Origin of the sequence: Campylobacter sp. RM12640, from assembly GCF_020137595.1 — a bacterium.
In the GTDB taxonomy this organism is placed as follows: domain Bacteria; phylum Campylobacterota; class Campylobacteria; order Campylobacterales; family Campylobacteraceae; genus Campylobacter_E.
In genome coordinates, this window is record NZ_JACGAU010000019.1 from 25,681 (window position 1) to 37,317 (window position 11,637).

11 protein-coding genes are annotated in these 11,637 nt (G+C 26.7%); 3 read left to right on the forward strand and 8 right to left on the reverse strand.

The window, feature by feature from the left end; translation table 11 throughout:
• The first annotated feature begins 1 nt into the window (after position 1).
• Positions 2–211: a hypothetical protein gene (locus tag AVBRAN12640_RS07570; RefSeq protein ID WP_214117673.1), complete on the forward strand. Its 210-nt coding sequence runs from the start codon at positions 2–4 to the stop codon at positions 209–211.
• A gap of 315 nt (positions 212–526) precedes the next feature.
• Here AVBRAN12640_RS07570 and AVBRAN12640_RS07575 read toward each other — a convergent pair whose 3' ends face one another.
• Complete coding sequence (locus AVBRAN12640_RS07575) at positions 527–1,780, reverse strand: AbiJ-NTD4 domain-containing protein (protein ID WP_336608855.1); 1,254 nt, start codon at positions 1,778–1,780, stop codon at positions 527–529.
• Positions 1,781–2,210: 430 nt separating this feature from the next.
• On the reverse strand, positions 2,211–2,804 hold the full coding sequence (locus AVBRAN12640_RS07580; RefSeq protein WP_214117678.1) for a restriction endonuclease: 594 nt from the start codon (positions 2,802–2,804) through the stop codon (positions 2,211–2,213).
• Positions 2,805–2,901: 97 nt separating this feature from the next.
• Here AVBRAN12640_RS07580 and AVBRAN12640_RS07585 point away from each other — a divergent pair, with 97 nt between their 5' ends.
• Entirely contained in the window at positions 2,902–4,758 is a 1,857-nt protein-coding gene (locus tag AVBRAN12640_RS07585; protein WP_336608856.1) for a DUF1561 family protein, read from the forward strand.
• A 76-nt stretch (positions 4,759–4,834) separates the two neighbouring features.
• On the opposite strand, the gene AVBRAN12640_RS07590 is transcribed toward AVBRAN12640_RS07585, so the two are convergent.
• The 6 genes from AVBRAN12640_RS07590 to AVBRAN12640_RS07615 all read right to left on the reverse strand — a co-directional run bounded on the left by AVBRAN12640_RS07590 (position 4,835) and on the right by AVBRAN12640_RS07615 (position 10,270).
• A complete protein-coding gene (locus AVBRAN12640_RS07590; RefSeq protein ID WP_214117680.1) occupies positions 4,835–4,978 on the reverse strand; it encodes a hypothetical protein in 144 nt (47 codons plus the stop codon).
• A 192-nt stretch (positions 4,979–5,170) separates the two neighbouring features.
• The gene (locus AVBRAN12640_RS07595) at positions 5,171–6,997 is read right to left on the reverse strand and encodes a BspA family leucine-rich repeat surface protein (RefSeq protein ID WP_336608857.1); all 1,827 of its coding nucleotides are present in this window, start codon (positions 6,995–6,997) and stop codon (positions 5,171–5,173) included.
• A gap of 30 nt (positions 6,998–7,027) precedes the next feature.
• Complete coding sequence (locus AVBRAN12640_RS07600) at positions 7,028–7,228, reverse strand: hypothetical protein (RefSeq protein WP_336608858.1); 201 nt, start codon at positions 7,226–7,228, stop codon at positions 7,028–7,030.
• A 48-nt stretch (positions 7,229–7,276) separates the two neighbouring features.
• Positions 7,277–8,929 carry a hypothetical protein gene (locus tag AVBRAN12640_RS07605; protein ID WP_336608859.1) on the reverse strand — a complete coding sequence of 551 codons (1,653 nt, stop codon included), beginning with the start codon at positions 8,927–8,929 and terminating at the stop codon, positions 7,277–7,279.
• Between the two features lie 41 nt (positions 8,930–8,970).
• Entirely contained in the window at positions 8,971–9,969 is a 999-nt protein-coding gene (locus AVBRAN12640_RS07610; RefSeq protein ID WP_336608860.1) for a hypothetical protein, read from the reverse strand.
• Position 9,970: 1 nt separating this feature from the next.
• Positions 9,971–10,270, reverse strand: coding sequence for a YkgJ family cysteine cluster protein (locus AVBRAN12640_RS07615; RefSeq protein WP_336608861.1), 300 nt, complete (start codon positions 10,268–10,270; stop codon positions 9,971–9,973).
• Between the two features lie 396 nt (positions 10,271–10,666).
• Here AVBRAN12640_RS07615 and AVBRAN12640_RS07620 point away from each other — a divergent pair, with 396 nt between their 5' ends.
• Positions 10,667–11,416, forward strand: a complete 750-nt coding sequence (locus AVBRAN12640_RS07620; protein ID WP_336609171.1) for a Fic family protein — start codon at positions 10,667–10,669, stop codon at positions 11,414–11,416.
• Positions 11,417–11,637 lie beyond the last annotated feature (221 nt).

The window sequence follows — 11,637 nt, forward strand, 5'->3', positions numbered from 1 at the left end:
AATGGATTTAATAACATCACTAGAAAATACAGAAAAGAATTTAAATAAAGCTGGAAAATATTGTGTAGCTTTTGATTTGATGGCTAATACAAGAAAAAATGTATCAGAAAATGAGTTAAAAAATAATATCAGCAAAAACATGGCATTTATACTATTTAAAGCAACCCCTGCTGCATTTTTTATATTTATACTATTTAAAATATTTAATTAAGTCTAAAGCCCTAAAATTAGGGCTTTACTTAAAGTTTTTACAATCATTTCTTTAATATTTTTGAAACTTTACATATTTTTAATTTTATTTTATTAATTTGTATTATTAGCTTGATTTTTTACTAGGAATTTATTTCGTGTATTTTTATAGAATTTGAAATAGGATTTTCATTTATTTGTTTCATCTTATGTCCTTTAAATCGTATTTTTTCTAAATGTCTTTTGCATTGAATAAATACACAAAATCATAATTATAAAAAAGATAAAGTATATCGTATCAAGCTGTAAATCTATCCAAATGGCTTTGATTATATTATTAAATACCATGACTATTATCTAAATATTTCAAAGCTATTGATACCAATGAAAAGCACCTTTTATAAAAATACTCGCAATGTAATTTGTTTTTAATCGGAGTTATCATTTTTTCATGATGTCTTATTTGAAAATTATTTCCTATTTTTGACAATATTTCAAATTCATCTGTAAATATTGTTATAAATTCTTCTTCGTTAAAGCTTATTTGATTTATCAACTTATTTGCACTTTTACTTTTTTCCGAGCGTTTATCATCATAATCTGCATAATATGTTTTTAATCTTTCAAAAACAGCCCAAATTTGCTGAGTTGCCAACCAAATTTCACCTTTTTCATATAATTCATTTGATTTATCAACTAAAACCTTTAAGCCATTTTCTTTTATTTCAATTTCACTTAGCTTTAAAGGCGGTTCAATATTTGCCACTATTAAATTATTTTCAAATTTATAAGGTATATCAAATCTCTTAAACTGCATATTAATGTGTTCTGTAAAGCTGTCGTTCTTTTTCAGATTATGAAAAATTTCAATAACATCAAACAACTTAAGCTTTTCGCAATTTAAAATAAAATCTTCTAAATTTTTTGCTATTTTTATAATACCATTAGAGTAATATTCTAATTTATGAAATAATAAAATTTCTTCTTCTAACAACGAAATATAATCGTAATAAGAGTTATAACCAAACTCATCTTGTTTGTAAAAATTGCTATTATAACTATTCAATATTTGAAAAACTTGTTCTCTAAATTTTTTACCTAATGTTTCTTCAATTTTTTTATATCTAAACGAATAAGGTTTGAAAATTTGATCATTTTCTATATATATTTTCCAATCGTAAACATTTCTACCGGACATTACTTCGCTTATATAAAATTCATATCCATCTTTTTTAAGCAAGTCATTAATTTTTTCTAAAATTATTTTCCAATCACTTTCTTCTTTTCTTATCTCAGGATGAAAAAACTTACACAGAAAACCAAGATATTCACTATCGTTGCATAAGCCTAAAGTGTCATCTTTTAAATAAAAAAATCTTTCATAATTATTGTTTGTAATATAATTTTTAATAAATTCTTCTTTAAGATTTGGGTAATTAACCTTACTTGGCATATTTTCTAAATCAAAATTTTGTAATAAAAAATCAATTTCATCTTCTTCAAAATCATAATGATATATCCCATAATCACGATAACCATCTTTAAAAAGTTTAAAAATTTCTCTTTTTGTAATTTTTGTAATTTTTTTCATTTTTATCCTTATTTTGAAATATTTTACATATTATCCTATCTTTTATTTGATAAAACCTAATGTAAATAATATTATAGTTAGAATATAATTTTTATTAAACTTAGCCAATTTAAAACACTAAAATACAAAAAAATATTTCGTGTATTTTAAAAGAATTTCATTTGAAAATAAATATTTATAATCTAGTAAATTTAGCTTACTTGGATTTTATTTATACTCTAAAACATATTATTCGTATCAAACAATATATTTACATTATTTATTGCTAAGCACAATTTTTTTAATTTATATATTCGCCGATTTTTATTAGTGGTGTATAAATTTCCTTGATAAATACCAAAACAACCATATATAAAATAGCTAATTTTATTGATTTTACTAAAATTACAATTCACAAAATAACACCTAAAACTATTTTGTAATTTTCATACTATTCTTCAATATTTAAATACTCTATTAAATCCTTATAATTATTTAAATAATATTCAGCACTTGCTCTTGGCTCACTTGAACTTATAAAAACTTTTTTAATAGTTTTATTTTTAAGCATTTTTTCATTCTCATTAACAAAAACAGCACAATCACCTAAAAATTTCCTTAACAAATCTTGACCTATTTGGCTTTTGTGATTTTTGCACTGAATTAATACACACTCATTTTCTTTATAACAAACCAAATCTATCCCGCCATCGTTTTTACCATTTATAAAGCCGTGTGGAAAGACCTTGTAGCCTTGCTCTTCGTAATATTTTTTAATTTTTAATTCATATAATCTGCCCTTTTTTTCATTTTCGCTTTCTGCTTTGTAGATTATAGATTTTGTTATTTTGTGGTAATTTGGCATTTTACTGCTTAAAATTTCACTAAATTTATACTTATTAACAACTTTCAAAATCGCTTCGTCAAGCTCTTTTTCATAAGCCTTTAAAATATCTTCATAGTTAGAATTTAATTCTTCTTGTTTTTTAAATTCTATGCTATTTTTGATAGCAAAATATCTTTTTTTAGCATTATTATCACTCATTTTTGCTCCTTAATTTTCACAACTATTAAAAAATATTTGAAATTTAGAATAAATATTATTATAAATTAATATAATCACAAATCTTAAGGGGGAAATTATGAAAAAACTTATATTAATATTATTTTACCTTTCTACAATATTTGCAAATAGCGTCCCGCAAACTCCAGCCAACACAATACAAGATAAGCATTTAATCATAAAAGCTCACGATAATAAAACTTTTTGTCTAGCTCCAAGACAAGTGCATGATAGGGTCATAATCGGTATGCTAGATTGTAAACAAGCAGTAGATACGAGATATGATTTATACAAAAGACTTGCTTTTAAATATAAAGACAATTGGCTATGTGCAAGTCTTAGCGATAGGTTTAAAAGTGGACAAACCAAACAAGATTTCTTTGAATTAAAGCCTTGTGTTTTAAACGATAAATCTCAATGGTTTAGCATAAAAGATACCTTTAGCTTACCAGCTTACATTGATGTAGAAGTAAAAGAAAGCGAGTATAATTTACTAGCTACAAAAAACAAAAACGCCAATAAAATAACCATAGATAATGACGAAATGAAGCAGTGGCTACAAGCAGTTCCACCGCCTATTAATTACGCTCTTAAAACTTCTATATATTTTCGTTCAAAATCAAATAATAAATTAGAACTATTTTATATTACAAAAAATGGAGCTTCAAAAACACCATTTAATTTTTATTACGATATTACAAGTGGTAAAATAGCTCTTTTTAACCCTAGCAGTGGGACTTTTGAGTGCCTTGAAACTAATCTTAGCAATCAAGACGCTAGTTTTTTAAAGTTTTCTAAATGTAATTTTTACGGATTTGAAAATAGATTTTATTGGAATTTAAATTTATTTGAAAATTCTTATATATTAGATATTAATAAAAATATTTTAGATGTTTCAAGGGGCAGTGAATTAGGAAAATTATTTATAAGTGATATAAATTATTATAAAACCCATTTATCTCCTAGCGTTTTATTAGATGGTAAATTATCATTTGACTTTAGCGTTTATGAATTAAGGAATTTTAACGCAAGAAATTTAGGGCTTTTCTCTAGCCATTGTGGTGCAGAAAGAAGAACAAAACGAGAAGTTATATCAAATAGCTTAGCTAATTTTAACCCTTTACAAGCAAATTGGAAAGCACGATTATTAAGCATTGCAAGGACTACTGATAGCAGCACTGATGCTAGTGGGATTTGTGGAATTTGTATGCTACATACTTATGAAATAGTTTCTTTACTAACTCAAGTATATCCACATAGTCCTATATTAAATTATAGTTCTACTGGATATTTATTTGATTATATGGACAATGTATCTCCATTTACTACATTTGCTAGAAGAAACCCTGCTATGTATAATTTAATGGGTGAAACACTTGAGTTATGGGGACAACAATTGGCTTTAGGTGAAGGACTATATTCAAGGGGTATTAGGGCGATTTGGGCTTTAACTAGCAGTATTTTGCCAAGACAAGAATGGAGCCTTAGCACTATCACAACTCAAGATAATTTAAGAGCTCAATTAAGGGGTATTTTAAATTCTCCTGCTGGTTCTTTATATATTGCATTAATGAGTTTAGATAACGGCAGAGCACACGCAGTTCCTATCATCATTACAAACAACGGAGCAGTAGTAATCCCAACAAATGCTCAAAATATAAGCGAAGAAGATTTTACAAGCTTTATAGCACCTACACACGATGAGCGTACTTTATTAAGAAACCTATCTGCTAATAATAGATACAACATACAAGCCATTAGCTTAATTGGTTTAGCTGGTAATAGAGATAATATATTTGAAGAATATTTAAATCAATTTGATTGCACTGGTGGTGGTGATTTTAGACGAGGAAATGGACATATACTAAATCCTAATCACGCTGATACTTGTGATAATGATAGATGTGATTTGATGGAGATTGAGCATAATTTTTAAGAATTTAAATCGCTAATTTTTGGCGATTTAAATCAAAATATTTTAGCTCTTTTAATATAAATTAATTGCTAAGAATTTAATCCTTAAATAACAACTCTACAACCTTTGCAATAATTGCTAAAAAAATTAAGAATATAAAAACTACAAGTAAAAGTCTAAAAACACCTAAGCCAAAAAATAAAAGTAAAGCCAAGATAAATAAAAGTCCTAAAATCCACATATAAACTCCTTTTTAATTTCGTATATCTTAGCAAAAGTAAAGTCCTAATTATGTCTATATAAAAAGATTTTAATAAATTTAAAATATAAATTTTGATTTATAACTTTACAATTATTCTTTAAAATGCAGCGAATTTTTTTGGAATTTAAAAAAAGGAATTTCATTTGAAACTCCCATTTGAAATTCTTAGACTTATTCGTTTTCTTCGCAAAATTTCTTATAAAACTCAGGTAATTGCTCCAAACTCTTACAACCTGCAAACATACCACTCATATTTTCAACTTTTGAAGTATCAAAATTAAGAGTTTGATTAAAACTTTTACAACCATAAAGCATACCTTCCATATTAATTACTTTTGAAGTATCAAGCTCTAAAGACTGATTGAGATTTTCACAACCATAAAACATATTCTTCATATTTGTTACTTTTGAAGTGTTAAAGTTTAAAGATTGATTAAAATACTTACAAGCAGAAAACATCTGGGACATATTAGTTACATTGCTTGTATCCCAAGTATTAATACCACTAAAGTCTTTTCTTAAACTATTATTAAAAAGCATACTCATATCAGTAATCAAACTCGTATCAATATCACTAAGACTAATTACATTAGAATAAACTAATTTGTGTAATTCTTCCTTATCTTCAGGTCTATATTTGCCATTAATCTTTTCAAAATAGTCATTTTCCAAAAGAAGCTTCATAGCAGGTTCACAGTCATAAAAATATTCATACAAGTCATCCAAGTCAAAATCTTTAAAAGAACTTGAATTCATTTCATAACAACCTTTAAATATACTATCTGTATCATTTACATATCTTATATCAAAATCAAACACTTGATTTAATTTTTCGCAACCCTCAAACATACAATACACAAATCTGACATTTTTAGTATCAAAACTTAAAGGCTGATTGAAATTTATACAACCTTCAAACATATGGCTCATATCAGTTACATTGCTAGTATCAAAATTCAAAGGCTGATTGAAGTTAATGCATTTATCAAACATATGGCTCATATCAGTTACATTGCTAGTATCCCAAGTATTTATCCCGCTAAAGTCTTTTCTAGTGCTATTTTCAAATAATCTACTCATATCGGTAATCAAACTCGTATCAACACTATCTAAACTAACCCCATCCTTATAAACTAAGGCTTTTAATTCATATTCATTTATTGGTTGATACTTATCATCTACTTTTTTTATCCAATTACTATCTTGTATTAATTCTAATATCCCATCTAAATCATAACAAGCTTTTAATATTAAATCTTTATTCTTAATACAATTTTTAAAATCAAATTGTTTGCAACCACTAAACATTGCATTTATTGTATATATTTTTGAAATGTCAAAATTTATAATTTGATTAAAACTTTCGCAACCACAAAACATATAATCCATATTAGTTACTCTTGAAGTATCAAAGTTTATAGCTTGATTGAAGTTTATACAACCAAAAAACATAAAACTCATATGAGCTACTCTTGAAGTATCAAAGTTTAAAGTTTGATTGAAATTCTCACAACCAATAAACATACCACTAATATCAATTACATTTCTTGTATCAAAATTTAAAGGCTGATTAAATTTTTTACAATACATAAACATAAAACTCATACTTTCAACTTTTGAAGTATTAAAGTTTAAAGTTTGATTAAATTTTTTACAACCATAAAACATGTAACTCATATTAGTAACTCTTGAAGTATTGAGGTTTAAAGATTGATTAAAGTTTATACAACCTTCAAACATATTATTCATATTAGTTACTTTTGAAGTATCAAAGTTTAAAGCATGATTAAATTTTAAGCAATTAGCAAACATCTTATACATATTAGTTACATTGCTAGTATCCCATTCGTTTATCCCGCTAAAGTCTTTTCTAGTGCTATTTTCAAATAATCCACTCATATCAGTAATCAAGCTCGTATCAATATCACCTAGATATACGCTCTCATCTCTTACTAATTCTTTTAATTCTTTTTTTGTTGTTGGTTTATGTTTTTTCATTTTTTTCCTTTATATTAATAAAATAAATTTCTAATTTATTCCTTTTAGTTTTGCTAGTAATATTTCAAATTTATTTGCCTTTGAATGCTTCCAATTAAAACTTGCTTTGCATTTAGGACACTTAATTGGTGCTAAATCATTTTCTACAAAACAATCACTACTATAAATCCTAACTACGCTATATCCACAACTTTTGCAAGTATATTTACTAGGCTTTGGCGGTATTGGCATAATCTCTCCTTTTTAAGAATTTGAAAGTCATATTTCAAATTCTTAAAATTAAAGTTTTAATGATTTATCACTTAGCATAAAATCATCAAATTCTTTTTGGCTTACAAACAAATCATTTACCCCATAAGCACCTGCAAGTTTTATTAAAGCTTCATCAGCTTTTGCGTAATCATTATTAGCCATAGCACTGCTAATATCAGCAAAACTTAGCTCGCTAATATCTTTTAGATTGCTTATATATTCATTTGTAAAGCTTTCTAAATGAAGTCTATTTTCTATCATTTTTGGCATTATTTCTTGATATAAAGCTTCTATTTCTTCTCTTCTTGCTTTAGCCATTTTTGCACTTGCGCAAATTGCTAAAAAGCCATTAATAGCTAAATCCAAACTTTGAGAAAATACGACAACTCCAACCGAACAAACCAAAATAGAAATCCCAGTAGCTAAAACATTACCTACATAAACGCTAAGTTCCCTTTCAAGTGCAAAACCAAATGCAACCATGATAGCCGAAAACAAGCTCTTTAAAATTGTTCTAATAAGTTGTGAGAAGCTTTTAATCTCACCTTTTATAAATTGCCAAATAGCATTAAAGATTGATTTAGCACTATTTCTAAGGCTTGTCCACATAGCCCTTAGATTACCACCAATATTTTTTAAACACTGAGCAGCAAGTCCTACAATAGTATCAATTAATCCAAAACTAGCACCCCTACCAAAACTCTCACTTCCTTTTACAAAAACTTGTTTTAAAAGCCTTTGTAGTCTTATTAAAAAATCTTCGTGGTTATTGTGTAAATACTCATCTCTTAATTCCCATACAACTCCACTTGCAAAAGTGCTTAAAACAACTACCCCTGCATCGCTTAAACCTGTTTGAGCTATATTTATACCTGCTTGTTTTGCTTGTTCTATATATACATTTTTTAAAGCGATTTTTCCATCAGTGTTGGTTTTTTGTCCGTTTTCTTGATTTTCGCCTTTTGTGTAGCCTGATTTGGTTCTATCGCTACCCTTTTCAAGTTGTTTAAATTTCGTTTCTTTTTCATCTAGTAGCTTTTGAATTATTGCTTTTTTATCGTCTGGTGCATTATCTAGATTTTGTCTTATTTGCTTAATTTCATTCTCTGCTCTTTCATAAGTATCGCTATCTACCCTAACTTTAACTCCAGCTTCAAAATACTTATCATAAGTTTTAGAAAAAATACTATCACTAACAGCCTTTAATTGCTCTTCTTTAACTACATTGCCATTTTTATCAACTACTACTACATCTACTAAAGTATGATTTGTCTTAGCGTATTCATCAAGTTTTGGATTAGTTGCTATTCTTTTGATTTCTTCATCGCTAAAATTAGAAGTAACCATTGATTTTTTTAAATCATTATTTGTATTAAAATCTTTATTTTCATATACTTGTTTTATCTCTTTAAGCTCATCTGTTGTATAAGCTCTAGTATCATTTTTATTATAAGCATTTTTAATATTTTGCTTACCTACTTCATAAGCTTCAAACATCTGTCCAAAACCATTTGGATTGCTTCCATGTTGTTTTACTGCTTTTTGCATACTTGTAGTAAGCTTTGAACTTTCCATATAAGCACCATAAGAATCAACATTAAAAATATTTAGTCCAAATCTAGCAAGACTTTGAGTGCCTAACTCTTCTATTAACTCATCAAAAAATAAATTTTGCGTCATTTTAACTCCTTTAAAAAAGGTGGCATAAAGCCACCTTTTAATTACTTACTTAGTATTTCTTCACCTAAATCTTGAGCATCTTCAACTGCTCTTCTAAATTCTTTATTTACCTTTCCATCTACTGTTAAAACATTAACTTTACAAATTCCACTAATTGCTTTTACCATATTTACAATAAATTTTAAATACTCTTTTTCTCCATCTGAATATTTTGTATAATCACTTTCTCTTATTACAATTAATTTTAAAGTTTGTAATTCTTTAACTAATTTTTCATCCAATTGATTTATTATCACCAAAGACTGTTCTATAATACTTGAGATAGCATCTGTTGATATTCTTGCTGTTTCCATCTGTTCTTCAGCAATTTCAGCTTGTTTAATATTACTTTTAGCATCTTCAAGAGCTTTCTCACTAGCTTTTGCAAATAACGCACCACCTACTGCAAGCACAGGTGCGGCAACTATTCCACCAAGAACAACCATACCACCTGCCATACCAAATCCACCTGCAGCTAAACTTCCACCACCAAGCCAAGCTAGAGTTGCATTAGTTGCTGCTGCACCACTAAGACTTGCTATTGCTGTTCCTGTTGAAGCACTTGCAAGAAGCCCAACGCTTCCATAAGCTCCAACGCCAGCTAATGCACCAGCACCAAGTGAAGCTATTCCACCACCTGCTAATTCTTTAAAATTTATAATACTTTCTTTTGTAAAAGCAACAAAATCTTCAATATCAAATTTTAAATCGTCTTTTGAAAAATCATTACTTTCAATGTTTTTTATCTTTGTAAAAATATCTATAAACTCACTAAAAGAATTTTCATGGATATGAATTTTTGCCTGACCTAAAATTTCTAATGAATTATTTGCTTTTTTTCTAGAATTATTTAACCTTTCACTTGCATGATTATAAATAAATTCTGCATCTTTATTAAGTTTATTGGCTTCACTTTTATTTCTATAACCATCATAACCTTTTTTTGCTCCGAAAGCTCCTGTTGCAAGTGCAATACCTCCTAAAATAAATGGAACTGCCATTTTAAATCTCCTTAATTAAATTAATTTTATATTTTTTATCTACTTTAAATTTATCTTGTAAAGCATTGCAGACTTTTATATTCTCGTTGTAATATTTAGCCTTACTCATATACTTTTTAAGAAACCTTTCGTAATATTCATCAACCCTACAAACCATAGGACGATTTTCATAAATCCTGCATGTATTATCATCTGCTAGGTGTATACAAACACCATTTAAATTAAATTCTTCTAGTTCTTTTACTCCGTTAATACTTTTGCAGCATAAGCCACATGCAGTGCATGGAAAATTATCTAACATTGCTAAGTTCCTTTGAATGTAAATGAGAAGTTTTGAATAAAATTAATGAAGTTAAGTGATTTTAGTTTTTGTAAAATCCCCCCCCCCCATAAGAGAAAATATAGCTTTCATTTATTCTCCTTTCTTGTAATTTTTCGCATTATAGCATATGAGTTGTCAAAATTCTGTCCATATAAAAAATATTTAAAATATTATTAATAAAAATATTAATTTTAAAAGCTTAAACTAAAAACAAAATATAATACTAATTACTGCAAATAAAAAAATATTTTATCTTACTTTAACTATTTGTATTAAATATTATTGTCTTGAATATAATAAATTTCTAGGTTATAAAAATAAAAAGATGAATGTATTAAAATAAAATTATATAAATTAAAAAAGGGATTAATAAATATGAAAAATAAATTTCATATGAGCTTAGAATACAACATATGTTTAGCAAAAAGAAATATCGTAGATAATATCTATAAAAGTGCTAGACTTGAGGGAATTAATGTAACTTTTCCACAAGTAGAAGCTATTTATAATGGTGCAAGCGTGGGCAATCTAAAGGTAGATGATATTGTAGCTATTAATAATCTTAAATACGCTTGGTATGTTCTTTTTGATACTATAAATTATCCTGAAGTTGATTTTGCTTATATTTGTAAAATAAATAAGACTATAGGTGCAAATTTAATCTATCAATCAGGCTACATAAGGCAATTTGATGTGGCTATTGGCGGAACAACTTACAAACCTAAAATGCCACATAAGGAAGAAATTATAGAAGAATTAAACGAAATACAAAAAATCACAAATGCCACACAAAGAGCAATAACATTAATGTTATATCTAATGAGAAGACAAATTTTTATTGATGGTAATAAAAGAACAGCTATTTTATGTGCTAATAGAATTTTGATTGAAAATGGAGCAGGTTTAGTAAATATACCTGTTGAGCTTATTAGTGAGTTTAAAGAAAAATTAATTAAATATTATGAAACAAATGAAATGAAAGATATTATGGATTTTACTTATAAAAATTGTATTGATGGATTTAATAGTGTAGAGCCTAGTATTGAAGAAAAGCTTGAGAGTGAAAAAAATGATGAGATGTTTAATCAATACATAGCACAATCTTATAAAAATAAATTGTTTTAAAGAATATGAGCTTTATTTTAAAAGCTAATATTTATACTTTTAATCTATTTGATTAAAAATAAAATTACCTAATAATTAAATATATTGCTATTACGATAAGGGTAATTAATAGCTTTATGTTTTTATTGTTTTCTTTAAATTTAGCTAAATAATTTAAAATTCTTAATCAAGTGAGCTATAAAACAAATACTTGATTTAGCAGAGTAAAAAACACTTGCAAT

Coding starts and splice junctions, on each gene's coding strand:
- AVBRAN12640_RS07580 (WP_214117678.1), bottom strand. CDS start 2,804: ATGAGTGATAATAATGCTAAAAAAAGATATTTTGCTATCAAAAATAGC.
- AVBRAN12640_RS07600 (WP_336608858.1), bottom strand. CDS start 7,228: ATGCCAATACCGCCAAAGCCTAGTAAATATACTTGCAAAAGTTGTGGA.
- AVBRAN12640_RS07590 (WP_214117680.1), bottom strand. CDS start 4,978: ATGTGGATTTTAGGACTTTTATTTATCTTGGCTTTACTTTTATTTTTT.
- AVBRAN12640_RS07585 (WP_336608856.1), top strand. CDS start 2,902: ATGAAAAAACTTATATTAATATTATTTTACCTTTCTACAATATTTGCA.
- AVBRAN12640_RS07605 (WP_336608859.1), bottom strand. CDS start 8,929: ATGACGCAAAATTTATTTTTTGATGAGTTAATAGAAGAGTTAGGCACT.
- AVBRAN12640_RS07570 (WP_214117673.1), top strand. CDS start 2: ATGGATTTAATAACATCACTAGAAAATACAGAAAAGAATTTAAATAAA.
- AVBRAN12640_RS07575 (WP_336608855.1), bottom strand. CDS start 1,780: ATGAAAAAAATTACAAAAATTACAAAAAGAGAAATTTTTAAACTTTTT.
- AVBRAN12640_RS07620 (WP_336609171.1), top strand. CDS start 10,667: ATGAAAAATAAATTTCATATGAGCTTAGAATACAACATATGTTTAGCA.
- AVBRAN12640_RS07610 (WP_336608860.1), bottom strand. CDS start 9,969: ATGGCAGTTCCATTTATTTTAGGAGGTATTGCACTTGCAACAGGAGCT.
- AVBRAN12640_RS07595 (WP_336608857.1), bottom strand. CDS start 6,997: ATGAAAAAACATAAACCAACAACAAAAAAAGAATTAAAAGAATTAGTA.
- AVBRAN12640_RS07615 (WP_336608861.1), bottom strand. CDS start 10,270: ATGTTAGATAATTTTCCATGCACTGCATGTGGCTTATGCTGCAAAAGT.